Source organism: [Clostridium] polysaccharolyticum, assembly GCF_900111595.1.
In the GTDB taxonomy this organism is placed as follows: domain Bacteria; phylum Bacillota; class Clostridia; order Lachnospirales; family Lachnospiraceae; genus Clostridium_AI; species Clostridium_AI polysaccharolyticum.
The window spans coordinates 127,312-151,925 of the sequence record NZ_FOHN01000001.1 but is presented as its reverse complement, the minus strand read 5'-3'; the positions used below and the strand labels follow the sequence as shown (position 1 = coordinate 151,925).

The 24,614-nt window shown below is 39.4% G+C and carries 26 protein-coding genes; 2 read left to right on the top strand and 24 right to left on the bottom strand.

The window, feature by feature from the left end:
- Positions 1 to 317: 317 nt before the first annotated feature.
- The 16 genes from BMY85_RS00725 to BMY85_RS00655 all read right to left on the bottom strand — a co-directional run bounded on the left by BMY85_RS00725 (position 318) and on the right by BMY85_RS00655 (position 14,509).
- On the bottom strand, positions 318 to 512 hold the full coding sequence (locus BMY85_RS00725) for a helix-turn-helix domain-containing protein (RefSeq protein WP_092475008.1): 195 nt from the start codon (positions 510 to 512) through the stop codon (positions 318 to 320).
- 626 nt (positions 513 to 1,138) lie between these two features.
- The gene (locus BMY85_RS00720; protein WP_143066295.1) at positions 1,139 to 1,849 is read right to left on the bottom strand and encodes a LytR/AlgR family response regulator transcription factor; all 711 of its coding nucleotides are present in this window, start codon (positions 1,847 to 1,849) and stop codon (positions 1,139 to 1,141) included.
- 7 nt (positions 1,850 to 1,856) lie between these two features.
- The gene (locus tag BMY85_RS00715) at positions 1,857 to 2,105 is read right to left on the bottom strand and encodes a GHKL domain-containing protein (protein ID WP_177180560.1); all 249 of its coding nucleotides are present in this window, start codon (positions 2,103 to 2,105) and stop codon (positions 1,857 to 1,859) included.
- A gap of 1 nt (position 2,106) precedes the next feature.
- Positions 2,107 to 2,226 (bottom strand): GHKL domain-containing protein, encoded by a 120-nt coding sequence (locus BMY85_RS15990; protein WP_177180559.1) that lies wholly within the window; start codon positions 2,224 to 2,226, stop codon positions 2,107 to 2,109.
- Positions 2,214 to 2,537 (bottom strand): hypothetical protein, encoded by a 324-nt coding sequence (locus tag BMY85_RS15395; RefSeq protein ID WP_177180558.1) that lies wholly within the window; start codon positions 2,535 to 2,537, stop codon positions 2,214 to 2,216. The genes BMY85_RS15990 and BMY85_RS15395 overlap by 13 nt, the downstream gene beginning before the upstream one ends.
- 268 nt (positions 2,538 to 2,805) lie before the next feature.
- Positions 2,806 to 3,954, bottom strand: a complete 1,149-nt coding sequence (locus tag BMY85_RS00705) for an RCC1 domain-containing protein (protein ID WP_092474998.1) — start codon at positions 3,952 to 3,954, stop codon at positions 2,806 to 2,808.
- Positions 3,955 to 3,969: 15 nt separating this feature from the next.
- Positions 3,970 to 5,466, bottom strand: coding sequence for a hypothetical protein (locus BMY85_RS00700; protein WP_092474996.1), 1,497 nt, complete (start codon positions 5,464 to 5,466; stop codon positions 3,970 to 3,972).
- A gap of 108 nt (positions 5,467 to 5,574) precedes the next feature.
- The gene (locus tag BMY85_RS00695) at positions 5,575 to 6,228 is read right to left on the bottom strand and encodes a precorrin-8X methylmutase (protein ID WP_092474994.1); all 654 of its coding nucleotides are present in this window, start codon (positions 6,226 to 6,228) and stop codon (positions 5,575 to 5,577) included.
- 3 nt (positions 6,229 to 6,231) lie between these two features.
- Positions 6,232 to 7,764 (bottom strand): cobyric acid synthase, encoded by a 1,533-nt coding sequence (locus BMY85_RS00690; protein WP_092474991.1) that lies wholly within the window; start codon positions 7,762 to 7,764, stop codon positions 6,232 to 6,234.
- 4 nt (positions 7,765 to 7,768) lie between these two features.
- Positions 7,769 to 9,151, bottom strand: coding sequence for a cobyrinate a,c-diamide synthase (locus BMY85_RS00685; protein ID WP_092474988.1), 1,383 nt, complete (start codon positions 9,149 to 9,151; stop codon positions 7,769 to 7,771).
- Positions 9,148 to 10,371 (bottom strand): precorrin-6y C5,15-methyltransferase (decarboxylating) subunit CbiE, encoded by a 1,224-nt coding sequence (gene cbiE, locus BMY85_RS00680; protein ID WP_092474985.1) that lies wholly within the window; start codon positions 10,369 to 10,371, stop codon positions 9,148 to 9,150. The genes BMY85_RS00685 and cbiE overlap by 4 nt, the downstream gene beginning before the upstream one ends.
- Positions 10,372 to 10,382: 11 nt before the next feature.
- Positions 10,383 to 11,111, bottom strand: coding sequence for a precorrin-3B C(17)-methyltransferase (gene cobJ / locus BMY85_RS00675; protein ID WP_092474982.1), 729 nt, complete (start codon positions 11,109 to 11,111; stop codon positions 10,383 to 10,385).
- A 13-nt stretch (positions 11,112 to 11,124) separates the two neighbouring features.
- The gene (gene cobM, locus BMY85_RS00670) at positions 11,125 to 11,880 is read right to left on the bottom strand and encodes a precorrin-4 C(11)-methyltransferase (protein WP_092474979.1); all 756 of its coding nucleotides are present in this window, start codon (positions 11,878 to 11,880) and stop codon (positions 11,125 to 11,127) included.
- Positions 11,881 to 12,624 (bottom strand): precorrin-2 C(20)-methyltransferase, encoded by a 744-nt coding sequence (gene cobI / locus BMY85_RS00665; RefSeq protein WP_092474976.1) that lies wholly within the window; start codon positions 12,622 to 12,624, stop codon positions 11,881 to 11,883.
- Positions 12,618 to 13,721 carry a cobalt-precorrin-5B (C(1))-methyltransferase CbiD gene (gene cbiD / locus BMY85_RS00660; protein WP_242939644.1) on the bottom strand — a complete coding sequence of 368 codons (1,104 nt, stop codon included), beginning with the start codon at positions 13,719 to 13,721 and terminating at the stop codon, positions 12,618 to 12,620. Before cbiD ends, cobI begins: the two co-directional genes overlap by 7 nt.
- 11 nt (positions 13,722 to 13,732) lie before the next feature.
- The gene (locus tag BMY85_RS00655) at positions 13,733 to 14,509 is read right to left on the bottom strand and encodes a sirohydrochlorin cobaltochelatase (RefSeq protein ID WP_092474971.1); all 777 of its coding nucleotides are present in this window, start codon (positions 14,507 to 14,509) and stop codon (positions 13,733 to 13,735) included.
- A gap of 125 nt (positions 14,510 to 14,634) precedes the next feature.
- On the opposite strand from BMY85_RS00655, the gene BMY85_RS00650 reads away from it, so the two are divergent.
- Both BMY85_RS00650 and cobK read left to right on the top strand, forming a co-directional pair.
- Positions 14,635 to 15,675 (top strand): cobalt-precorrin 5A hydrolase, encoded by a 1,041-nt coding sequence (locus BMY85_RS00650; protein ID WP_092474968.1) that lies wholly within the window; start codon positions 14,635 to 14,637, stop codon positions 15,673 to 15,675.
- A 35-nt stretch (positions 15,676 to 15,710) separates the two neighbouring features.
- On the top strand, positions 15,711 to 16,463 hold the full coding sequence (gene cobK / locus BMY85_RS00645; RefSeq protein WP_092474966.1) for a precorrin-6A reductase: 753 nt from the start codon (positions 15,711 to 15,713) through the stop codon (positions 16,461 to 16,463).
- A gap of 90 nt (positions 16,464 to 16,553) precedes the next feature.
- Here the strand turns inward: cobK and BMY85_RS00640 are convergent, their stop codons facing one another.
- From BMY85_RS00640 to BMY85_RS00605, 8 genes are all read right to left on the bottom strand, one after another.
- The gene (locus BMY85_RS00640) at positions 16,554 to 17,405 is read right to left on the bottom strand and encodes an aldo/keto reductase (protein ID WP_092474963.1); all 852 of its coding nucleotides are present in this window, start codon (positions 17,403 to 17,405) and stop codon (positions 16,554 to 16,556) included.
- Positions 17,406 to 17,433: 28 nt separating this feature from the next.
- Positions 17,434 to 18,288 (bottom strand): NAD(+) diphosphatase, encoded by an 855-nt coding sequence (gene nudC / locus BMY85_RS00635; RefSeq protein ID WP_092474961.1) that lies wholly within the window; start codon positions 18,286 to 18,288, stop codon positions 17,434 to 17,436.
- 21 nt (positions 18,289 to 18,309) lie between these two features.
- Positions 18,310 to 19,533 (bottom strand): peptidase T, encoded by a 1,224-nt coding sequence (gene pepT / locus BMY85_RS00630; protein WP_092474958.1) that lies wholly within the window; start codon positions 19,531 to 19,533, stop codon positions 18,310 to 18,312.
- A 166-nt stretch (positions 19,534 to 19,699) separates the two neighbouring features.
- Positions 19,700 to 20,530 (bottom strand): ABC transporter ATP-binding protein, encoded by an 831-nt coding sequence (locus tag BMY85_RS00625; RefSeq protein ID WP_092474956.1) that lies wholly within the window; start codon positions 20,528 to 20,530, stop codon positions 19,700 to 19,702.
- A 16-nt stretch (positions 20,531 to 20,546) separates the two neighbouring features.
- Positions 20,547 to 21,560: a FecCD family ABC transporter permease gene (locus BMY85_RS00620; protein ID WP_242939643.1), complete on the bottom strand. Its 1,014-nt coding sequence runs from the start codon at positions 21,558 to 21,560 to the stop codon at positions 20,547 to 20,549.
- Positions 21,557 to 22,549: a FecCD family ABC transporter permease gene (locus BMY85_RS00615; protein ID WP_092474950.1), complete on the bottom strand. Its 993-nt coding sequence runs from the start codon at positions 22,547 to 22,549 to the stop codon at positions 21,557 to 21,559. Before BMY85_RS00615 ends, BMY85_RS00620 begins: the two co-directional genes overlap by 4 nt.
- A complete protein-coding gene (locus BMY85_RS00610) occupies positions 22,536 to 23,480 on the bottom strand; it encodes an ABC transporter substrate-binding protein (RefSeq protein ID WP_092474947.1) in 945 nt (314 codons plus the stop codon). The genes BMY85_RS00615 and BMY85_RS00610 overlap by 14 nt, the downstream gene beginning before the upstream one ends.
- Before the next feature lie 115 nt (positions 23,481 to 23,595).
- The gene (locus tag BMY85_RS00605; RefSeq protein ID WP_092474943.1) at positions 23,596 to 24,501 is read right to left on the bottom strand and encodes a potassium channel family protein; all 906 of its coding nucleotides are present in this window, start codon (positions 24,499 to 24,501) and stop codon (positions 23,596 to 23,598) included.
- Positions 24,502 to 24,614 lie beyond the last annotated feature (113 nt).

Here is a 24,614-nt window from a genome sequence, read left to right as displayed (position 1 = left end):
CGTTTCCGTCCCCTCACGGGGAATTGCATTACTTAACCCCGTCCTCTAAAACCCTTGCTATAACTGGGTTCAAAACACGGTTTGCGGAGCAAAACCATTATTTAGTTTTCCAAACCTCCTTTATACCCCTAAATCTGTCCCAAACCCTTATGTAATCTTATGCGGGGCAAAAATGGAATATTCTTCATAATTCAGTTTTATAAACCATTTTGTTTTTCACCGTTTTCTTTTTACATTTTACCAGAGATTTCATTACATTTCAATACAAATCCCCCATCCGTTGCACTTTCTAAAAAATTTCCCACACACTCTGCCTGCTACAACATTAAACCAAGAAGCAGATTGATTTCTTCTACATACTTCCCTCCTGAACGTTCACCAAATAGAATTTTTCCAAGATACTGTTCGGATGTACCTATGATTTCAGCCAATTCTACCTGTGTCATATTCAATTCAACTAATTTATGCTTTACCTTTTTCCCATATTCTGTTAAGTTTCTCTTTTTTCCCATGGTATCACTCTCACATTCTATTCTTCACTTTCCACTTTACCGTATTAAATCTGGATATCTTGCGTCTCCTCCCACAATTGCACAAGATATCCAGCTTATTCTAGCAATATCAACTGTCAACTATGATGCCAACTAAACTGTCCTTCTTTTTGTCTACAAAGCTGTCCTGCTTTTATATTGGGATATACGGCTTTAACTAGTTGAACCAGATACCTATTTGCAAATGGTTGGTAAGTAGTTCATTGCCACATGAACTATTATAACTAATTTGCAGGATGATTCAATAAAGTGTGTTTATTGGATAAGCATGATTCTCTAAACGGTTTCTTCCTTTGTTTTTTTGCTAAAATTACAATTATTAGAAATAAAAAAATCTATTCTATAAAGGTGACAAAAAATCCTTATAGAATAGATCTGATTAAATTTTAAATCTGTATTATCTCTTTTCTTTAAATTTTCCCAGTTTATTACTCGATTTGTCTGAAAGCTTTGGCTGAAACAAAAAAACATGACATGACGAATTGACACCTTTCTTTAAATTCCAGTCTGCTGCTTCTGCCAGTAATTTCTCTACCCGTTTTTCCCACAGCGTTCCTCCTTTCTTTCCTCTGTTGAACTTAAATATCTTATGTATGCAGTTTTCGAATTACCTCCTGAAACTTACGCCAGGATATATCCAAACTGTCACCATTACACATAATGATCTGCATTCCCCTTACCTCTTTCACTTTTCTTTTGTTGACAAGGATATCCCTGGCTATTTTTATAAACAGATCCGAAAGACCTTTCTCAAAACTGCTTATTGTCTCACTTATAAGGATATTGCGTTCTCCCACTTTTAATAAAAGCTTTCTCTGACAGGTTCTAATATAAAGGATTTCACATTCTTTGATTTCCATCTTGTTTCTATTTTCCATTACTGTAACAAATTTCGTATTCTTTTCTTCTAAAGATAGCAGTCCCTGTTTTAACATCACTGCCTTGCAAAATAACTTCTCTAGTCTGTCAAATTGCACTGGTTTTACTAAAAAGCCAATGGGATCTAGCACACTGGCCCTATCTAGATATTTTCTATATAATGTAATAAATACCAGCGAAACCAATGGGTGATACTTTACAATCTTCTTTCCTACTTTAACCCCATCATGGTTTCCAATTTCTACATCCAGCAATGCCAAATCAATGCTTTCCTCTTTTATATGCTGATATAGAAGATCGCCCACATTGGTAAAAACCTTTACCTTCATATCTATATTATACTTATTGGCCAATACTTTCATGGATCTTGCATTACTGTTCACGAACAATTCATTATCTTCCACAATTAGTACATTCATAACCACCCTATGCTTTCTCCTTCCAGTCAGCTCTCTCTTTATCGAAAAATACCCGAACGGTGAATATTTCCTCTGTATACTCCACCACAAAATCTCCCCCGTTAGTAATAGCACATTCTTCAATTCTCTTTAGTCCAAAGCCATGATTTGCCTTATCTTCTTTGGATGTAATAAAATACCCAGATTTATCCATTTCCAGTTTTCCTATGTAGGTATTCGCACATTCTACTACAACACTTTCGTCCGAAAAGTACACCTTAAACTTTATCCATCTCTTTTTTTCTGTTCCCGATTTTCTCGCAGGCCTCTATGGCATTGTCAAGCATATTGGTAATGATAGCATTTAAATCCTGCAGTGGTATGATTATGTTATCCACTTCAATCCCACATACAAGTTCAATGTTTTTCTCCCATGCACGCCGCCTCTTCCCATAAAGATAACCGCATACCATACGTTTACAAAAACACTAAGATTATTTAATGAATATACTAAAAATGGCATATTACCTACTTTGCCCACTACTGCAGAAAGGATACAGATATATCCACATAAGAATACCATCCCTATTGCCTGCATTTTCTTCCGTTCTTCAATAGGAGTAGCAATTTTACTCCAAAACCAGTTCAAGATCACTGGTTCACTCATTTGTACAAACCAGGTAAGTATCGCTAATATGGCATTTTCCAAGTATCTTTCCCCCTTTTTCTGGTGCAGAGCTTTCGTTAATTAACATATACTATCCTTTTCCAAAACCATTAAGAATCGAATTTTACCGAAACACTTTTTTACCGAAACACTTTCTTTTAACTATAAATAAAATCACTTCTTCAAGGCAAGAAAAACTGGTTAATAGGTATTAGAAAAGTGTTTAACGGGGATTTAAGATGTATGGATGTGTTTTTTCCAGAATTGCACATTCAAAAAATGGAAAGATTAAAATAAAGAACAAAAAATTTTAATACTGTATAGCTGGTACATACAGATCTGTCATGTTGGAGATATCTGGCTGCTTAACACCTTCTTCCATCTCTCCAGCAACCACGATTGTACCATCCGCTTTTAAACCGACAGAAATCCAGTCCCCAGCTGCTATTGCAACAATGTCCTTCCAGTCCGATACGTCTAATTGACCGTTTTCGCTATAACCACTTGCAACAACTGTTCCATCTCGTTTTAATCCTAACAGGGTACTAAGCCCTTTTGAAATGGCAATAATATCCTCCCAGTCAGACACATCCTCATAAGTATCACGCATTTGAATTTCATGACCAATTCCGTTTTTTATTTTCGTTGTTGTAACAACAACTGTACCATCAGAACGAAGTCCAGCAATCTCATCTCCACCAGAAGATATCGCAACAATGTCCTTCCAGTCCGCTGTTTCATCAAATAAATAATCATTTTCTGTCTGATAATATTTATTATAATCTGCAACCGACACCGTTCCATCTCTTTTCAAAGCAGCAATTCTTGTATCTCCTGTCATAACATCCACTACATCCTTCCACGATGCAATTTCATCTTGGTAACTTTCAAGTGCTTGTGCATCATCTGCTGAATACGCCTCTATTTTTCCTGCTTCTGTCAGTAAGACATAATCATTCCAATCGGTAGACATTGCAGCGATATCTGCATAGGACTGTAATTTTTTCGCTACCTCCTGTCCCAAAGGATCTTCATCTCCTGCTGAATGAATATGCCCATCCTCATCTAATGCATTCAGACGAAATTGTGCATCCGAGAAACTTGTAATGTTTTTCCAGTCTTTCGTATCCCCACAATGATAATATTCATAAAGTCCATCCTCCATTGCAATTTTCACTTTTCCATCCTTATCCAGTGCCGCAATACCCGCCCCCATATTGGCAATATAAGATCCTGAGATAAGATAGCGTGTCTGCTGTAACAAGTCTTCTGCCTGTTCATTGTCCTTAATTTTTGACAGTAATCCGATTGCCTGAGGATATTTCTTCTCCTGAATACAGGATATGGCTTCTTTCAGTACTGTTTCCTCGCTTTTGGCCTGTTGCGTAACCGTTCCACAGCCAGCAGACAGACATAGGGCTATTATCAACACTAGATAGGTCACTTTCTTTTTAAACATTTCCTTTTACTCCTTTTAATAATAAACCGATTGGATCGATAAGGTTTCCTCTGCATAGGAATGAAGCACATTAAACAATCCAATAGAAGAATAATACTTGAATGCAGAATAATCCTTCTTTCCAGTATAAGCAGTGGAATCTCCCGGAAACCTTACATTGCTCCATTTTGCCACTGGCTTGGAATCTTTTGTCAAGGCTCCTTTATTATAACACTGATAGGTAACACCAGAAGGTCTTGGAAGAACTGCATCGTATTGATCAAAGTTGGAACAGACATTGATGTAACATGCTAATAACAACGCCTGCTGGTAGGCATCAACGGAAGTTCGTATTTCTCCCATTGCATTGTCACTGTACAGTGACACAAAAGCACCTCTTTTGGTAAGCACCGAATATAAACTTGGAGTTGATGCATCGGAAAAACACATTCGTTTTCCTTTGCTTTTCCGGTATTTATCCTCCAAAAGACGGTTTGCTATTACCCATGCAATTCCCTGTCGATTATACTTTAGAAAATTCTTTTCATCTGAAGCACTTCCTAAATTGGTATTTTCCGCATAAATAATCCGGGCAGCCAGTTTATACTGCACAGACGAACTTTGAAAAGCCGTATACCAGCTGCTTCCGTATTTTTCATAAGAAGGATGTTTTTCATTCAATGCGTCATTATACTTTTGCGTAGCCGCATACACAAGTGCGGACTGCATGGCAGAAGGAATACTGCAGATAACGGCTTTCTTTCCTCCATTCTTTAGCTCTTGCTGACGTTCCTGACGCCGTAAGGTTTCATACTGGTCTCCAAAAAGTCCTTTCATATCCACATAACAGTTCCCGCCAACCATTTTATCCGTCTTCGTATCATAATAATTTCCATCCATACAGAACATTTCTGTTTCAGAATCGTAACATTTCCCATCATAGCGAATGGAATTGACACAGCCGACAAAGTCATCTCCTTCCTGATCGGAATGTTCCTCTTTCTTTTTCCCTTTCCATTCATAGATATGCTTTGTGGCTCCATTTTCATCATAAGAATAGGTACAGACTATCTGATTTTTCTCATTTAAAAGGCCTGTAATAATGCCGTCTTCCATCTGATAGTAATACTGTTTATTTCCATAGGATATGCTTTTGGCAAAGGTATCGTATCCTGTTTTCTGGTAGGAATAGGTAATCCATTTCCTATTTGGCAGATACTGTGCCTTCAAGTTAGAAAATTCATCGTACTGATAAAGCGTTCTGTCTTTGCCTTTTACTTTTTCGGTTCTCTGTCTGGAAGTATTGTATGTAAATCTGACTTCTGTTCCGTCGTCTGCCTGCACATTTTCTACTGGAGCTGGCTGAATGGTATATTCCAGCACCCGATCCATAAATTCCTGTGCATTATATGCCTGGCCATTGACTGCAATTACTGTTTGGGATTCTGGCTCATTGGCCTTGACAGAAACCGAAATATTGGCCATGGCAACAGGTGCTAGCATAAAAAGTGCTATATTCTTTTTTAATTTCATTAAAACTAAACTCCTTTTCCAAACTAAATAGTAGCAAAACAAGCTAAGTATACCGAAAAATAGAAGTCTTTGTCAAGTTTTATAAAGTTTCATCCAATTAAAAAGAGGCTATCTCTCATCATTTATCTGATACAGCAGTCCATTGCAGATCGCTGCTGCTACATTGCTTCCGCCTTTTCTGCCTCTTGCCACGATATAAGGCACTCCTGCCGTCATAATTAGTTCCTTCGCCTGCACCACATTTACAAACCCAACTGGCACACCAATAATAAGCTTTGGTTTAATCTTTCCCTTTTGGATCAGCTCATACAGTTCCACCAGTGCTGTAGGTGCGTTTCCAATGGCGAAAATCACATCTTTTTCAAGTTTACATGCTTTTTCCATACTGATTGCTGCTCTTGTAACGCCTCGCTCTTTCGCCTCTGCTGCCACATCCTCATCACTCATAAAGCAGTAAACCTCTCCCCCGTGTCTGCCGAGGGACTTCTTGTTAATTCCCGCTTTTGCCATCTGCGTATCTGTCACAATGCAGGCACCATTTAGAATGGCTTCCTTGGCAATGGCAACTGCATTTTCCGAAAAGCACAGATTGTCCGCATAATCAAAATCTGCTGATGTGTGAATCGCTCGTTTAATAATGGAGTCCTGATCCGCAGGAAATGTTCTTCCTTTTAACTCCTCTGTAATAATTTCAAAACTTCTCTTCTCTATTTCCTTAGGTGCTACTTGCTCAAGGACAATTCCACCAATAATTTTTTCCATGATTTACTCCTGCATTCCTTGTTCTATAACCTTATATATCGTTTCCATATCCATGTTTTTACGTACTGCATCTGCTAACAGATCATATTGTCTTTCCTTATATTCCTGCATCTGAAACGCCTGTACGTTACTTGCATCCAGTCCTTTTTCCTTTAAAACAGCAGCCACAATCCCCTTTGCAGTCTCTGGTGCATCAAAAATGCCGTGTACATAGCTTCCGTATACATTTTCCTTTTGGGTGCCATCTGCTTTGCCACAATCTATAGTGTCCTCCGTCTGTACGGTCATATCTGTTAAACTGGTTAATGATTTTCCATCTGCTTCCAGCTCTGATGTCCCCATGTGAATCTCATATCCTTCTATTGGAATACCAGAAAGGGATTTTAAAATTCCCTCCACATTTCCAAAGGTTCCAGCTACTCTAGTTCTTGTTTTCTCCGCTGAAAATACAGTACGGATTGGCAGAAGTTCCATTCCTCGCACTTCTCCTTTATGTTCCACGCCCTCAGGATCCCTGATAGACTGTCCTAGCATCTGGTACCCTCCACAGATACCAAATATGATTTTTCCCGCTTTGGCATGCTGCAGGATTTTCGCTTCCAGTCCATTCTGACGCATCCAAAGCAAATCCTCAATGGTATTCTTTGTTCCTGGCAGTAAAATGATATCTGGATTGCCTAACTGATCTGGACTTTTAATGTAACGCAAAGACACTTCGTCAAAACATTCAAAAGGGTTAAAATCTGTAAAGTTAGAGATTCTAGGAAAACGTATGACAGCAATATCAATTAAGCCACTGGCATCTTTTTTCCGGAAACGTTCTGATAAGCTGTCCTCATCATCAATATCTACATATACATAAGGCATGACACCTAGCACCTTTTTCTGTCCCCGTTCTTCAAGCATACGGATTCCTGGCATAAGAATTTCCTTGTCCCCACGGAATTTGTTAATAACCAGACCTTTTACATAAGACAGTTCCTCTTTCTCTAGAAGCACTAATGTTCCAATCAGCTGTGCAAATACACCCCCACGGTCAATATCCCCTACCAAAAGAACGGGAGCCTTTGCAAGCTTCGCCATGCCCATGTTGACAATATCATTTTCCTTTAGATTAATTTCTGAAGGACTGCCTGCTCCCTCTAGTACAATTATGTCATATTCCTCTTCTAGCTGATGATAAGCTTTCATAATATCCGGAATAAACTTAGGCTTATTTTTGTAATAGTCCATTGCAGACATATTGCCAATGACTTCTCCATTGACAATCACCTGCGAACCTACATCGTTAGTGGGTTTTAACAGAATCGGGTTCATTTGTACGGTGGGCTTGATTCCTGCCGCTTCCGCCTGCATCACCTGAGCTCTTCCCATTTCCAGCCCATCTTCTGTAATAAAGGAATTCAATGCCATATTCTGTGACTTAAAAGGGGCTACTTTGTATCCGTCCTGTTTCAATACCCGGCAAAGCCCGCCCACAAGCAGGCTCTTTCCTGCATTAGACATCGTTCCCTGTATCATTAAGGATTTTGCCATTTCCTCACTCCTTCTCTTTCTGTGCTTTGCATTGTTCTAAGAAACGTCTTACAACTTTCCAGTTTGATGGATAGTACAGATGGGCAAATCCTGCCAGAATCGTATCTGTACCATGACCACTTACCCAGCTTCTTTTCCCTGAAGGTTTCTTTGACAAAAAAGTTTCTCCGTTATTGTCGCTGTCCCAGTAATGAAATTCGTGGGCTTTTATGGTTTCCCCTTCTTTTAAATAAGGGTTTTCCTGATTTGCTTCTAAAACAGTATATCCAAATCGCACTAATTTCTTCTGGTTCGCTGTCTTCCCTGGAATCACGGCTGCCATTTTATATACTTCTCCCTTATCATCCTCCATCTGTTCATGAAGGTACATAAAGCCACCACACTCTGCCAGACAGGGAAGACCATTACACAGCCTTTGGTTTATGTCCTTTAAAAAGGATTCATTTTCCGACAGATCCCTTGCATATAACTCTGGATAACCGCCACCTAATAAGACAGCGTCAATGCCTTCTGGCAGGGCGTTGTCTTTTAAGGGACTAAAATAAACCAGTTCGCATCCAAGAAGTTCTAACATCCTAAGATTCTCTTTATAATAAAAGCAAAAGGCTTTGTCCCATGCCACCCCAACCCGAAGTCCCTTTCCAGCCTTGGAAGCAAGCATTTCTTCCCGCTCTTTTGGCTGTTTCTCATGAATTGGGGGTGCTGACTTAGCTAATGCAAGAATGCCCTCTAAGTCCAGATACTCTGCCATCTGGGTTCCTAATCTGGCTAAATCCGTTTGAATCTGTTCTAGTTCAAAAGGGGTAACCAGCCCTAAATGTCTGCTAGACAGCTTAAACTCCGAAAGAGCTGGTATACATCCATACACGTTCACTGGAAGTTCCTTTTCAATGACCTCTTTTAACCTAATGCCTGTCATTTTGCTGACGTTATTGAGAATCACACCCTTGATGGCATGGTCTTTACGAAATTCCAGATAACCTTTTATTATGGGCACAACAGATAATGCCATCCCTTTTGCATTTACCACTAAAATCATGGGCGTCTGTGTCTGTTTTGCCACGTCATAGGAACTGGCTTTGTCTGAATCCATCTGCATTCCGTCAAAAGCTCCCATTACCCCTTCCACGATAGTGACATCTGCACACTTGCCATTTTCCTCTAAGATAACTCTTGCCTCTTCTCTGGTTGAGAAGAAAAGATCCAGATTGCTAGAAGGTATGCCAAACACCTGGCTGTGAAACATTGGATCAATGTAATCTGGACCACACTTACAGGATGCAGCTTTTAAACCAGCTTGTTTCAATGCAGCTAAAAGGCCACAGACTACGGTAGTTTTGCCACATCCGCTATTGGTTCCTGCAATTAAAACCCGTGGTGTACTCATCCTCTGGCCTCCTGTGTTTTTCTCCAAAGTGTTATGATATAAATAGGATTCTGCCCCATCATCATCTGGTAGCCTGCTGCTTGTTTTGCATTAGAGGCTTGAATCTGTACAATGTCACTTTCATACTCTGGATGGCTCTTAAATAACTCCATCACCTGTGCCATAGAATTAAGGGCAATGGTATTTATGACAATACGGCACATTGGATTTTTTTCAAAAATGCAGTCAACAATCCTGTCTAAATTTCCTGAACTGCCACCGATAAATGCATGGGTTGGTGCTGGAAGTTTTTCTAAAGCTTCTGGTGCATTTCCTTCTATAATCTCTATATTATCCGCTGCAAATTTTCTCTTATTCTGTTCCATAAGTTCCAAGGCTTCTGGTTTCTTCTCAACAGAATACACTTTGATATCTGGAGACTGCATCGCCATTTCAACCGACACAGAACCACTTCCGCCCCCTACGTCATAGACAACAGAATCGGCTTCTAACTGCAGTTTTCCAATGCTTATGGTACGGACTTCGCTTTTGGTCATAGGTACTTTGGTACGGATAAATGCTTCATCTGGTATGGAGCTGGCAACCCAGTTTTTTGCAGATACATTCTCAATCAATACCACAAGCAACGTACCAAAAGCCATTGTTTCAAAATCTTCTGGCTTTCCTGTTACAATACGCTCATCCTCATAAGAAAGATTTTCGCCTACATGTAACGTTACTCCTTCCATTCCATAATAACGAAGCTTCTCACAAAGTCTTTTTAAGCTGACTTCTCCATCTAATAAAAAGAAACATTTTTTATATCTTTGAATCCTCTGGATAACGTTAATCGTTTTTCCATGTGCACTTCCAAAGCAGACATCTTCCCAGGAAGTTCTTAACCTGCTGCAAAAATACACCATAGATGTAATTCCTGGAATCAATTCTACCTCAAAATCCCCAAGTACCTCTAACAGCTTCTTCGATCCACTGTAAAATCCAACGTCTCCTGACAACAGGACACAAGCACTTTGGAACGTTTCTTTCTGGCATAGATATGCCTTTATCTCATCTGCCTTATAGGAATAAAACAGTTCTTTCCCTTCCTTGGCAAATGGTTCTAACATTCGTTTTGCTCCAATCAGAATCTGGCTTTTGTTTATAAGTTCACGGGCTTTTTCCGTAAGGGTTCCCTCTGTGCCCATGCCAATTCCAATCAGATATATCTGCTTTTCTTTCACTTCATCACCTGCTATATCTGATAACCTCTCGGTGTTACGATTTTTCCATTTATCACTTTTGTCTGACTGTTACCGATAAATACCGTTGTAAACATATCCACCTGCGTATTTCTTAATTTCGCTAAAGTCAGTATCTGGCATTCTTCTCCTTCACGGGCAATATTCCTTACACAGCCGCAAATGGTCTCTGGCTTCTTATACTGCAGCAGAATATCACATGCTTTCTGCAGATAATCGTGCCTTTTTTTACTGGATGGGTTGTAGAAACAGATACAGAAGTCCCCTTTTCCAGCATCCTTTACTCTTTCTGCAATGATTTCCCAAGGTGTCAGCAAATCGCTTAAGCTGATTACTGCAAAATCATGGCCAAGAACTGCGCCAAGAACTGCACTTCCCCCTAAGGCAGCTGTAATACCGGGAAGAATATCCAGCTCAACTTCTGGAAATTCTGCACTTAATTCATACATAAGTCCTGCCATGCCATATACCCCTGCATCACCACTGCAAACCATAGCAACTTTTTTCCCTTGACTGGCTTGTTCAAATGCCATACGGCAGCGATCCACTTCTCTGGTCATGGTTGTGGTTAAAAACTCTTTGTCTGGGTAATATGCTTTCACCAAATCCACGTAAACCGTATATCCCACTACAACCTCCGCATCCTGCAGTGCACGGTCTGCACGGATAGTCAGTTCTTCATAAGCTCCCGGACCAAGTCCTATTACATATATTTTTTTCATGTTTCGTCACTCTCTATTCTTTTCCTTTACGAAATTCTGTTGTAAATCCTGGGTCGTACAGCTTGGAACGTGCATAACTGCTATTTAGCACCTTTCCTACTACAACTAATGCTGTTTTCGTAATGTTATTTTCTTCCGCTGTTTTCTCTATGGTAGAGACGGTACAGTGGAATACTTTTTCCTCTGGCCAAGTTGCCTTGTATACAATCGCAGCTGGTGTTTCTTTGTCGTATCCACCTTCCATTAATTGTTCTTGTAACTGTCCTAACAGTCCCATGCTTAAGAAAATAACCATTGTAGACTGGTGTTTTGCCCACATCTTAATTTTCTCTTTCTCTGGCACTGGTGTCCTGCCTTCCATTCTTGTAATGACAACGGACTGAGACACATCTGGAAGAGTGTATTCTGCTTTTAAAGCCGCTGCCGCTCCACAGAAGGAGCTGACACCTGGGCATATATCATAAGCAATGTTCTTTTCTTCCAGCAGGTCCATCTGCTCCCGAATGGCTCCATATAGGCTTGGATCTCCTGTATGTAGTCTTACAAGGCTTTTCCCTGCCTTTTCGCTTTCTTCCATTACCTTAATTACTTCTTCCAGTGTCATCGTTGCACTATTATAGATTTCACAGCCTTTTTTACAGGTGTTTAAAATCTCTGGATTCACTAGAGACCCTGCATAGATTACCACATCTGCATGATCTACAAGATTCTTTCCCCTTACTGTAATTAAGTCTACTGCTCCTGAGCCAGCACCAACAAAATGTACCATCTACTTATCCTCCTTTAATACAATTAAGGAATAATAACTGGCATGTTCAGGAACTTGTTCTATCTCTCGATACACGGCCTCATTTTCCATGCCACAGTTTTCTACCATATAAAATTGCTGTCTATGATTTTTTATCTCTTCTTTTATCTGTCCCATCTTTTTTCCAGCCTTCATAAGCACTTTCGTGCCTGAAAGCTTTATTCCCTGTTCCACACCATAGGAAGATGGCAGAATATGAAGCTGCTGTTTATTTTCCACTAAACCAGTACCCATTCTGGCTGCTGATGCACAAAATGACGGAACACCACTAATAATCTGGGCTGGTAATCCTCTTTTTACCATGCGTTTATGCAAATACAGATAAGTGGAATACACCGTAGGGTCACCCAATGTTAAAAAGGCAATCTTTTTTCCTTCTTTTATTAATTCTTCTGCCTTATCGGCACTAGCATCGTGAATTGCCTTTAATTCTGCCTTGTCCTTACACATAGGCATCGGTGTTAATAAAACTGGCTTCTTCTTCATTTCTGGCACGTTAGGCAAGGCAATCTGATAAGCTGCACACCCTTTTAAAATTTCATCACTGCATGTTCCTGCTTCTAGTACAACAGGTTCTGTAACTGCCTGGCGGTTAGAGATTGGCAGGGCAATCACATCGCATTCCTTTATTATCCGTACCGCTTTCATAGTCATTAATTCCGGATCCCCCGGACCTGTTCCTATTCCATATAATATTCCTAACATTTTAATAACCGCTCCGCTTCGTTTGTTATTCCTAATAATCCAAATTTATTGGAGAACAGCACTGCTCCAATGGGCACTTCATTTAAACATCTCTGACGTATGTGGAAATCCACCTTCTTCATAATGCTTTCCATAGCAGGTTCCAGATAGCCGTTCTCCTGTAAAATACCTATTACTTCATCTGTGGTAACACTTTCCATCATGTTCTTTAGAATCTTACTTGGCACCCCCACTAAAGCCGCATGGGCAACAAAGACTTCCATTCTTCCATCTGCCTGATGGGAATGGGTATTCATAATGCCTGCTGCCAGCTTCACAAATTTTCCTATATGTCCTATTAATAAAATGCTTTCAAATCCTTTTTCTACTGCCATATCTATGGTTTCTCCGACAAAATTACTGCATTTTACTACTTCGGAAAGTTCTAATTTTAAGGAATCCCGAATAAACTCTTCTCCATAATTGCCTGGTGTCAGAATCAGACGTTTTGTTCCATTGGCCTTTGCTACATTCATTTCTACGGATATAGATTCTAATAAAGCTTTCTCACTCATAGGTTCCACGATTCCTGATGTCCCTAGGATGGAAATTCCATCCACGATTCCGATTCGAGGGTTGAAGGTTCTCTTGGCTATTTCTTTTCCTTCTGGCACATGTATCGTTACTAAAGCACCACAAAAATATCCTTTTCGCTCAAGTACTTCTCTCACTTCTTTTTCTATCATCTTCTTCGGTACTGGATTAATGGCATACTCACCGATCTCCTGATGAAGCCCTGCCTTCGTTACAATTCCAACTCCTTCTCCACCAGTAATAACAATCTCGTCCGTTTCCAAAAGCTCTACGGTACTATATATCAGAATGCCATTGGTTACATCCGGATCATCCCCTGCGTCTTTCTTTACTGCACAGGAAAATCCCTTGTCTACCTTCTTAGCATCGTAAATGCTGGTACACACCAAAATCCCTTTTGGAGTCATAATCTGCTCCTTTTCCAGCAGTTCTTCTCCTAACAGCATTCTAGCTGCTGCTTTTGCTGCTATGGCAGCACAGGTTCCAGTAGTAAAGCCAAATCTAAGCTGCTTTTTTTCTTTCATTTTCATTTCCTCTATCTGATAGCCACTGCTTCTTTGGCATTGCGGATAAACATCTTCTGTACAGCTTCCAGCTCCCCAAGTCCTCTTAAATCATAACGGACCTGATAGCCTTCCTTCTTTAACTCCATTTTCCATGAGTCCTCATCCCCGATTAAATCCTTGTTCGCATGATCCCCAGCTACAATCATCATAGGAACAAGGCAGACTTTCTTTATTTTATTCTGTACGAGCTGTTTTTTTACCTCTTTCAAAGACGGATAACCTTCTACTGTTCCTACAAAAACAGTATCATAGCCTTTGTCTTTTAAGACATATTCAAAAGCTGGATAAGAAGAATTGGCTGGATGTTTTGAACCATGCCCCATTAAAACCAAGGCTTCATCCTGCTCAACTGGATATGTTTCTTTGATAATATCTGCCAATTCCATGTAATCTTCATGTTTTGTAAGAAGAGGACGGCCAATTGTAATTGACTTAAATTTCTGGAAAAATGGAACAATATCTTCTCTAAGCAAGTCATACTCTGTTCCATTGATTATATGTGTTGGCTGAATCAGCACATCTGTAAATCCGTCTTCTAAAATTTTTTCTAATGCCTCTTTTACGTCAAAAATGAATACTCCTTCTCTTTCTAGTTTTCTTTTTATTATTTTACTTGTAAATGCACGATATACTTGATGCTGTTCAAATTCTTTCTGCAGACTCTCTTCTATGGCACCAATTGTCTTTTTTCTTGTTTCTTCATAGCTTGTCCCAAAACTTGCTACTAATAGTGCTTTCTTTTTCATTTTCTCTCTCCTTACTCTTTCCTGCCCTATGGCTGCCTTGCAAATCCATTGTAAAATCAATATAATAAAATTAATATAATTTGTATAAAACAAAAAATAAATTTAATGAATCTGGAGACATTTATATGAAGGCAGTATTATTTTCCTTTACAAGGCAAGCTTCTTTGCTTTCCTTAACCGTACAGCAATCCTTCTTAGAAGAAGGTATCTCCTGTACAAACTATACCATAAAAAAATACGCAGCTGTTCCGAATCTGTTACCACTTCCCGCACCTTTAAAAGAAGTTGTAGCAGAACATTTTCAGAAAGATACCGTTCTGATATTTATAAGTGCATGTGGAATTGCTGTCCGTTCCATAGCACCATTTCTAAAAGATAAAACAAAGGATCCTTGTGTCTTAGTAATTGACGAAAAAGGACAGTTTGTCATTTCCCTTTTATCAGGACACTTAGGCGGTGGTAATCTGCAGGCAGAAAAAGCAGCTTCCGCCATCGGTGCTACTCCTGTCATTTCTACAGCAACGGATCTAAACAACCGCTTTTCTGTAGATATTTTTGCGAAAAATAATCATTTAGCAATCTCTGATAGGAAGATTGCCAAACATATATCCGCGAATATTTTAGATGGACTTCCAATTGGAATGGACGGCATCTTACCAGATGGCAACATTCCCGAAGGACTTACTGGCACGAGGAATTCTGTCCCACCTATTGGATTCTCTGTTAGTCCATTTTACCAGAATAAGCCCTTTAAGGAAACACTTTTTTTAATACCCAAACAAATTGTTTTAGGAATTGGTTGTAAAAAAAATACTGACATACAAGCATTACGGGAATTTGTAAATGAAATATTAGAAGAACATTCTATCTTTCCCGAAGCCATTGCCGCCATTGCAAGTATTGACTTAAAGAAAGAAGAACCTGCTCTCCTGGCATTATCCAAAGAGCTTTCTGTCCCATTTGCAACCTATGATGCAAGAACTCTCCAGAAAGTCAAGGGTCAATTTACAAGTTCTGAGTTTGTCAGAAAGACAACTGGGGTGGATAATGTATGTGAGCGTGCTGCACTTTGTTACAGCCATGCTGATTCTCTATATCTTAGAAAAACAGCCAGAAACGGAATGACAATTGCCATTTCACTTTTATCTTTCGCCTGTCATTTTTAATTTTTGATTTTTAATTTAATAAGAAAGGAATTCCTATGAAACATTATCTGGTTTTTGCTGGTACTACAGAAGGCCGACTGCTTACGGAGCATTTTATTAAGCAGAAGGATATAAAAGTAACCGCTTGTACCGCAACGGAATATGGTGGCATACTAATGCCCACTGCACCAAATCTTACGGTGATATCAAAGCGGTTAAACGAAGAAGAAATGTTTGAACTGATGGAGGCAAATGTATTTGATCTGGTGTATGATACCACCCACCCTTATGCAGTAATTGTGTCAGAAAATATAAAAGCTGCTGCTTACAAGGCAAATGTACCTTACCACAGAGTACTTCGGCCACAAGAAGACATTGAGTCGAAAGGCAAAATTATCACAGCAGGTTCTATACAAGAAGCAGTAGCCTATCTGAAAAATACTACGGGAAATATATTATGTACCACAGGAAGCAAGGAAATTGCGGCTCTTTGTGAGCTTCCTGACTTTCAAGAACGAGTTTATGCACGAATTCTGCCAAATCCTCAAATGGTAGCAGATACTTTTCATCTTGGATTCCAAGGACAGCATTTAATCTGTATGCAGGGACCTTTTTCTGAAGAATTGAATACTGCACTGATTCATCAGTTCCAGATACAGTATCTCCTTACAAAGAATTCTGGCCGGCTGGGCGGCCTGATAGAGAAAATCAATAGTGCTGCCAATGCTGGCATCACTTTGGTTATGATTGGACGACCTGTTATAGAGGAAGGAGAACGGCTGGAAGATATTATTGGACTGCCACACTAAACGAGCATAGTGTGGCAAAGTCTGAGTTTTCTCAAGGCGATATTAACCACAAGAGTCTGAGAAACTCAGACTTTTTTATAGTTCTTCTTTCTAAAACTCTACCGCATCTGGATCTTTCGATATTCCACAACGTCCTGTCAGTTCTGTCATCATCTGAATATCCGGTTCCTCTAATTCAAAATCATATACTTTCAGATTTTCAATCATCCTTGTTTCTGTAACGGACTTTGGAAGTGGCACAAATCCCTGCTGGATACACCAGCGAATGCAGATCTGTGCAATGGAACGGTGATATTTGTCCACTAAATCATGGATTTCCTTAACCTTGAATACCTCTCCTCTTCCAAACGGACTATAAGCCTCTAGCAAAATATTATGTTTCTGGCAGTATTCTACGGTCTCCTTATGGACATCTCCTGGACAAAGACGAATCTGATTTACCATAGGCTTTATTTTGGCAGTCTTCATTAATGCTTCTAAATGATGCACCCAGAAATTACTTACTCCAATTGCTTTAATGCGGCCAGCCTCATAAAGTTCTTCCATAGCTCTCCAGGAACCTGCATTGGATTCTTCCCAGCAGTCACGGAATGCCAGTGGATTCGGCCAGTGAATCAGATACAAATCCAGATAATCACATTTCAATTTATTCATCGTATCTTCAAATGCTGCCATTGTTTTTTCATATCCATGGTCAGGATTGTTTAGTTTGCTTGTAATGAAAAGTTCTTCTCTTGGTACCCCACTATTGGCAATGCCAGTTCCAACACTGTTTTCGTTCCCATAACCTGCTGCTGTATCAATGTGGCGGTATCCAAGTTCAATCGCTTTCTTAACAGCCTCCTGACATAATTGTCCTTCATGTACTTCCCAAGTCCCATATCCAATATTGGGAATCTTAACCCCATGATACATAGTAAAATATTCCTTTAACTGCTCCATATTTATCCTCCCTGTAAAACTTCTATTGCTAACGTCTAGAAGCCTTCTCCTTTATATATTCTTTTGCCTTTCCACTTCTTACTGCCTCTATCAGTTCATAACTTACACTAATGCTATTCGGATTTACTGGAATCTCATCTCTGGAAAACCAGGTCGCTTCAGACAGTTCGTCTTCCTGAAGAGTTACCTTATCATCACCATCTAATTCTGCAAAGTAACCAACCATCTGAGAATCCGTAAGAGGCCAAGGCTGGTTTTTGTAATAAGTCACATTTTTCACGTGAAGACCGACTTCTTCCCATACTTCTCTTGCTACTGCCTGTTCAAAGTCTTCTCCAAACTCCACAAATCCTGCCACAAGGGCATACTTTGTATAGTTCCCATGAGCGTACTTTGTCATAAGAAGCTTGTCTCCATTCATTATGGCAACTATGACTGCAGGTGAAATCTTTGGATATTCCACATGGCTACATTGCGGACAGATGACAGCCTGTTCTGTATCACTAAGTCCCGTCTTGCTTCCACAGCATCCACAGTATTTTCTAGTATTGAAAAACCGCCATAACTGTTTTCCTAACAGACTAGCAAAACGGATGGTTTCCAAAGGCAATATCCGTAAATCCTTAGTAGCAATCACTTCTGTTTCTTCTTTCAAAGCCACACTTTCCAATACAATGTAATAGCTTATATTACCAATAGCAAACCCATAACGTAAAACCGTTTCTTTGTCCATCACTAGTTCCTGTATTTTAGGGAGCCGGATAGTTTCGCCTTCTTTTACAAAGAGATTTCCTTCCTCCGTATAAACCAGCGCCAAATCATTTTCTTCTGGTTCTTTCTTGCGAAATGCATTCTCAAAAGATGGTTTAATTTCGTGAAGCATAATCCCCCTCCTATGCTGCTCTTACTCTGCGTAAATCTCTACAATCTTAATTAAAAGTTCCACGATCTTTTCCATTGACTGTACACAGATGTATTCATATTTTCCGTGGAAATTGTGTCCACCTGCACAAAGGTTGGGGCAAGGAATTCCCATAAAGGATAATCTTGCACCATCTGTCCCCCCACGGATTGGAACTACATTTGGCACTACACCAATTGCTTCCATTGCCTTTTTCGCATTATTAATCAAATGCATATGTGGTTCGATTTTTTCTTTCATATTGTAGTAAGAATCTTTCATTTCCACACGAAACGTATCTTCTCCGTAAATGTCATTTAAATAACCTGCTACTTTCTGGAAGCGAACTTTCTTCTGTTCAAATTGTTCCTTACTGTGGTCACGGATAATGTAATCCAGAACAGCCTGTTCCACGTCACCATGAATGGAATTTAATAAGTAAAATCCTTCGTAATGCTCTGTGTATTCAGGTCTTTCATTGACAGGAAGCATCTGCTGGAATTCCATGCCTAATAACACAGCATTTTTCATGCGGTTTTTAGCTGAACCTGGATGAATGCTTGAACCCTGTATGATCACTTTTGCACCTGCTGCATTGAAGTTTTCATATTCGATTTCACCTAATGCACCACCATCTACCGTATACGCAAAATCGGCTCCAAATTTTTTCACATCAAAGAAATCCATTCCTCTTCCCACTTCTTCATCTGGGGTAAATGCAATTTTGATTTCTCCATGTTCGATCTCTTTATGTTCCATAAAATACTGTGCCATTGCCATTATCTCACTGATTCCTGCTTTATCATCAGCACCTAATAAAGTAAGGCCATCGGTTACAATTAAATCTTTTCCTTTATACTTTAATAATTCCTGGTCATCCGCTGGCGAAAGAACAATATTTCTTTCTTCATTTAAAATAATATCTGTCCCATCATACTCTTTTACGATTCTTGGATTCACATTTTTACCAGACATAGCTGGTGCAGTGTCCATATGGGCAATAAATCCGATTGTTTTCAAAGAACGCTCCGTATTCGCAGGAATAGAAGCAAACACATATCCATATTCATCCATACAGGCATCTGCAATTCCCAGTTCTTTTAGTTCCCCAGCTAATTTTTCCCCTAGTAACTTCTGTTTTTCACTGCTTGGAAAACGCTTCACCTCATCAACAGATTCTGTATCCATTACCACGTATGATAAAAATCTTTCTAATACGCTTACCATATAAAATACCTGCCTTTCATGAAAACTCAAGCTAATGGTACAAGTTTCTACCATTAATGTCAAGGTGAAAGGCAGGCATATTTTTCTAAGACTCTATCTGAATCTGTTTTGCATTCCAGCGGACAGACAGAGAAATCATTTGCCTATAACCATAATTCTATAATTTTTATTTTGAAACAGCTTTTTCCTCTTCCTCCTCGTTCCATAGTTCAAAATCTACACAGATAGGATAGGAGCCCGTTTCATCCAGCTGTAATGTTGCATCAATTCCATAAAGCTTTTTCAGATTTTCGCTGGTAACTACATCTATTGGTTTTCCTTCGAACACAACACTCCCTGCCTTAAAGCCAATTAAATGATCTGCAAATTTCGTTGCATTATTAAGCTCATGCAAGACAATCACAATAGTGGTTTTATTATCCTGATTTAATTTTTTCAAAAGTTCCAGAATCTCAAGCTGATGGGACATATCCAGATAGGTGGTTGGCTCATCTAAAAGCAGAATATCCGTCCCCTGTGCCAGTGTCATGGATATCCAGGCACGTTGTCTTTGGCCTCCTGACAATGCTTCGATGGGACGATCCGCAAACTCTTTCATCTGCGTTGCACTAAGGGCCCAGTCTATCATTTTCATATCCTCTTGCTTTAACCCTCCCATAGGAGACTGGTATGGAAAACGTCCATATGCCACCAGTTCTTTCACTAATAAACCATTTGGCACTTTTGGACTTTGAGGCAGCACTGCCATCTGTCTTGCCAGCTCTTTCGAAGCATGTTTTTTAATATTCATCCCATTAATCTCGATTTCGCCTCTTTTGGCTGGAAGAATTCTGGCAACAGTTTTCAAAAACGTAGACTTTCCACATCCATTGGCTCCAATTATCATTGTAATTTTTCCCTTAGGAATGGCTAAATTCAGGTCATTAATAATTATCCTGTCATCATAAGCAGCACATAAGTTTTTTACTTCTATATTATTTTCTAACGTATTGTTCATAAAAACTCCTTTTTCCCTATTCTTTCACACGCATTATTAAGTAAATGAAATATGGAACTCCAAGAATGGAAATGGCAATTCCTACTGGCAATTCCAATGGTGAGAACAGATTTCTGGACGCCATGTCCGAAGCCACTATGATAATAGCACTTATTCCTGCAGCGACTGGAATCTGCCTTGAGTGAACCAGACCACAGATTTTCTTCGCAATATGAGGTCCAAGCAGTCCTAAAAAGGAAATATTTCCTGCTACCGATGTAGCCACTGCTGCTAAACAGACTGCATAAACTAGCAGAATACGCCGCTCCCTTTCAACACAAACACCTAATCCAGCAGCTAATTCGTCTCCCAGAGCCAGCACATCCAATATCCTGCTTTTATATAGACTAAGGAAAAGAAACAGTAACGTCAACGGTGCTAGAAAATACACGTAGCTCCAATTAGTTCCCCATAAACTTCCATTAATCCAAGTAAGTGCCTGATTATAATCCCCTTTGGACATATTCAACTGATAAACCGTAATAATGGCGTTAATTCCTGCATTGACTCCGATACCCGTAAGAATTAAGCGAACTGGCGTTACCTTTTTCTTTTTATAGGCAAGACCGTATATCAGCAGTCCAGCTGCCAGTGCACCCACAATGGATACAAATGGCATAAAGAAAATAGCTGCACTGGAAACTTTCTCATAATAAAATGCTCCACCAGATGCTATCAACAGCACTACTGCTAATGCAGAACCAGCATTGATACCAATAATTCCAGGTTCTGCAAGTTCATTTCTAGTAACCGTCTGCAAAATACATCCAGACGTAGATAACGCCATTCCCACAAATGCTGCCACTAAAATACGAGGCAATCGGATGGCATAAATTACAGTGGCCTGTATCCTGGTTCCATAACCTAAAAGTGTTTTTACGATATCCGGAATGGAAATATAGAATTTTCCTACACTCATACTCCAGAAACATACCAGCACCAGCAGGCTATATAGGATAACATACGTCCATTTTGCTTTCCTTTTCATCATCCTTTCTCCTTTCGTACCATCCATAAGAAAAACGGAACTCCGATTAAGGAAGTAAATAGTCCCACTGGCATTTCATATGGTGCACAAATCAATCTGGCCCCTATATCTGCCCATACTACCAACGCACTTCCCATAAAAAAAGACACTGGCATTATCAGCCTGTAATCCGCTCCAGCCACTCTTCGTGCAATGCTTGGTACAATTAATCCCACAAAGGAAATATTTCCTGACACACTGACACAGACCGCACAGACTGGAATTAATAATAGCAATGTAACCATACGGATAATTACGGGATTCTCTCCTAACCCAATGGCCACATCTTCACCAAGACTTACAATATTAATATGTTTTGCCAGAAAGCATACACAGACACAGCCTATTAAACCTACGATACTAAGCAGCCAGACATTACTCCATGTAACTGCCCTGAATCCTCCTGCTACCCAAAATGCAAGATTTTGTGCGTTATTACTAAGTACAGCAATTGCAGATGCAAGGGAAATAAAAAGCGTACTAAGTGCTGTTCCAGCAAGCAATAATCTGGACACATTCCTATTTCTGGCATTCTGCATACTAAAGAACAATACAAGCAAGCCACTTACTAAGGCTCCTGTCAAAGCTGCAACGGTTGTCCCAAACATACCGTATAAGCTTTCATTTACAGAAACAATAGCAATGGCAAGCGTTGCCCCTTGGGTAATTCCCATCATAGATGGTTCTGCTATGGGATTTCTTGTAACTCCTTGCAGCATAGCTCCCGCAACACCAAGAAAGCCTCCTACTAAGGCGGCAGCAACTGCTCTTGGCAGTCTGCCATTACGAATCAGCTGCATATCCAGCGTATCTTGGTACCGAAACAGACTATTCCATATTACAGCAAAAGATATATTCTTTGTCCCATATGCGATTGCAATAATAAGCCCACTAACTGCTATCACACAACATGCTAATGCCAATAAAACTGCTTTGCTCTTATTGGTTTTCATCTATATATGAACGGACTTCCTCTAATAATACTTGTCTTCCAACTGGGCTGTATCCTTGATTAAAATAAGGACTTGCTGGTAATTTTTTGTATCTGTCAGTTTTGACCGCCAAAAGATTTCTCCAGATACCTGAGTTATCAAGTTTCTGATAATCTTCATCTGTACCAGCCGCAATGAGAACATCCGCATTGATTTGTGCTAATCCTTCCATTGTAACAACTGGCAAAGACACATTTTCCTGTTTTGGAAGATTTTCTGGTCTAGCCAGTCCTAAATCTTCATACATAAAGCTTCCTAACCCCGCACCATCAAAAATGAAAATAGAACCTTGGCTGGCTAAGAAAGATAAATAGGTGGTATCTTCCCCCATTAAGCGTTTCACTTCATTTCCCAAACTGGCAGCTTTCTCTTCATAATCTGCCATCCACTTTTTCCCTGCTTCTTCTCGATTCATCAGCTTAGCAACAGACATGAAATCTTCTTTCCAGTCCATCTTAGCTAACTCAATCATAATTGCCGGGGCTATTTCACTTAACTGATCATACGATTTTTCCTGAGCTTTCGAAAGGATAATTAAATCTGGATTTAGCGCAATTACTGCTTCCACATCTACTGTATCGCTCATGCTGTACCCTAGAATCTCCGCACCTTTTAACGTCTCTTCTAAATAACTTGGTAATTTTGTATAGTCATATGCATCAGAATTGCAAGTACCAACTACATTAAAACCTAATAAATCAAGGGTATCGCTGTTACCACTTAAATCTACAATTCGTTTTGGTTCTGCTGGAATCTCTACTTTCCCCTTTGCATCTGTTACCACTCTCGTTTCTTCTTTCTTGGCATTCTGGTTATCTGTATTTTTAGAACAGCCTGCTGCTACTGACATAACCATACATGCTATTGCTACTATAAGTATTCTCTTTTTCATCTGATTACCTCATTCGTTTCGTTTTGATAATGGTTATCATTTACATTTTGTATTATAATAAACATCCTTTATAAAGTCAATTGAAAAATTCTGCTTACCATAATTTTCATGTATCTTACTGACTAAGTTTATCCTTTAATGCCAATATAGAACTGACGAAAATGACAAGGCACATTACGCTTGTATATGCTATTATTATTGCCATTGCCTTGCTTTCTAGTCTTTGTGGAACAATTTCCCCGTAACCAATGGTTGTAAATGAAATCACCGTGTAATAAAGAAGATCCAGATACGTAAGTCCTTGTGCCGGTGCAAGATTCTGATATGCATCTGGATACAAGCTTGCAATCATTACCACCCCCAGGAACAGGTTAAACACAATCAGCAATATGAGAATTAAAGCACCTGCGAGAACTATTTTTAATGGGTACTTTTCTTCTATTTTCTGTTTTCTCTGACATCTGCATAAATGACAGTTTACTGGTTCCATGCTTATATGAATCAGCATGCTCATATTCAGCATGTAAGATACTATCAGACCCACCAGTACAACTTTTCCACAAGCTACCATAGTCTCTTTCCAATATACTAGAAAAAAAGCATAAACAAATAAAATGAAGGTAGTTGCCAAAAAACGCAGGCTTAAATTTTTCCTCTTTACAGTCTGTATTAAGATTTCTATTTTTGAAAATATGAAAAGCGGAATGCCAAACAAAAAATAAAGAGCAGATAAAGCCATTGTAAAAAGAATGCAGGACATCAGGCAGATTTTATATTGAGGAGCCTTGTCTAATATCTCAAGACTTCTTTCATATGAAAAAACTGCAGTTAGCCCAACAAAAAAACATAAAGAACCTTTAACGAGAACTCTTCCAGATGGATTTGTGGACCGCATTAGTTTCTGATACGACATGCCAACTGCATTAAAGAGTTTATCTATAGGAAAACGTTTATTCTCAATGGAATTGCTAAACAAAAGCAACCCGATCAGGGTGATACTGTATACTACAACTCTGTTCATATTACACCTCTTTTTCCATAGTTTATTTTATTCCAAAATCATTCTTATTATTTCACTTTTTAAGGATAAGGCATTTATCATAAGGAATGAAGCGTAACCCAATTCCCTATTCA

What these genes read in the sequence shown, in the direction of transcription:
- BMY85_RS00725 (WP_092475008.1), bottom strand. Translation starts at nt 512, where the DNA reads ATGGGAAAAAAGAGAAACTTAACAGAATATGGGAAAAAGGTAAAGCAT.
- BMY85_RS00720 (WP_143066295.1), bottom strand. Translation starts at nt 1,849, where the DNA reads ATGAATGTACTAATTGTGGAAGATAATGAATTGTTCGTGAACAGTAAT.
- BMY85_RS00705 (WP_092474998.1), bottom strand. Translation starts at nt 3,954, where the DNA reads ATGTTTAAAAAGAAAGTGACCTATCTAGTGTTGATAATAGCCCTATGT.
- BMY85_RS00700 (WP_092474996.1), bottom strand. Translation starts at nt 5,466, where the DNA reads ATGAAATTAAAAAAGAATATAGCACTTTTTATGCTAGCACCTGTTGCC.
- BMY85_RS00695 (WP_092474994.1), bottom strand. Translation starts at nt 6,228, where the DNA reads ATGGAAAAAATTATTGGTGGAATTGTCCTTGAGCAAGTAGCACCTAAG.
- BMY85_RS00690 (WP_092474991.1), bottom strand. Translation starts at nt 7,764, where the DNA reads ATGGCAAAATCCTTAATGATACAGGGAACGATGTCTAATGCAGGAAAG.
- BMY85_RS00685 (WP_092474988.1), bottom strand. Translation starts at nt 9,151, where the DNA reads ATGAGTACACCACGGGTTTTAATTGCAGGAACCAATAGCGGATGTGGC.
- cobJ (WP_092474982.1), bottom strand. Translation starts at nt 11,111, where the DNA reads ATGAAAAAAATATATGTAATAGGACTTGGTCCGGGAGCTTATGAAGAA.
- cobM (WP_092474979.1), bottom strand. Translation starts at nt 11,880, where the DNA reads ATGGTACATTTTGTTGGTGCTGGCTCAGGAGCAGTAGACTTAATTACA.
- cobI (WP_092474976.1), bottom strand. Translation starts at nt 12,624, where the DNA reads ATGTTAGGAATATTATATGGAATAGGAACAGGTCCGGGGGATCCGGAA.
- cbiD (WP_242939644.1), bottom strand. Translation starts at nt 13,721, where the DNA reads ATGAAAGAAAAAAAGCAGCTTAGATTTGGCTTTACTACTGGAACCTGT.
- BMY85_RS00655 (WP_092474971.1), bottom strand. Translation starts at nt 14,509, where the DNA reads ATGAAAAAGAAAGCACTATTAGTAGCAAGTTTTGGGACAAGCTATGAA.
- BMY85_RS00650 (WP_092474968.1), top strand. Translation starts at nt 14,635, where the DNA reads ATGAAGGCAGTATTATTTTCCTTTACAAGGCAAGCTTCTTTGCTTTCC.
- cobK (WP_092474966.1), top strand. Translation starts at nt 15,711, where the DNA reads ATGAAACATTATCTGGTTTTTGCTGGTACTACAGAAGGCCGACTGCTT.
- BMY85_RS00640 (WP_092474963.1), bottom strand. Translation starts at nt 17,405, where the DNA reads ATGGAGCAGTTAAAGGAATATTTTACTATGTATCATGGGGTTAAGATT.
- nudC (WP_092474961.1), bottom strand. Translation starts at nt 18,288, where the DNA reads ATGCTTCACGAAATTAAACCATCTTTTGAGAATGCATTTCGCAAGAAA.
- pepT (WP_092474958.1), bottom strand. Translation starts at nt 19,533, where the DNA reads ATGGTAAGCGTATTAGAAAGATTTTTATCATACGTGGTAATGGATACA.
- BMY85_RS00625 (WP_092474956.1), bottom strand. Translation starts at nt 20,530, where the DNA reads ATGAACAATACGTTAGAAAATAATATAGAAGTAAAAAACTTATGTGCT.
- BMY85_RS00620 (WP_242939643.1), bottom strand. Translation starts at nt 21,560, where the DNA reads ATGATGAAAAGGAAAGCAAAATGGACGTATGTTATCCTATATAGCCTG.
- BMY85_RS00615 (WP_092474950.1), bottom strand. Translation starts at nt 22,549, where the DNA reads ATGAAAACCAATAAGAGCAAAGCAGTTTTATTGGCATTAGCATGTTGT.
- BMY85_RS00610 (WP_092474947.1), bottom strand. Translation starts at nt 23,480, where the DNA reads ATGAAAAAGAGAATACTTATAGTAGCAATAGCATGTATGGTTATGTCA.
- BMY85_RS00605 (WP_092474943.1), bottom strand. Translation starts at nt 24,501, where the DNA reads ATGAACAGAGTTGTAGTATACAGTATCACCCTGATCGGGTTGCTTTTG.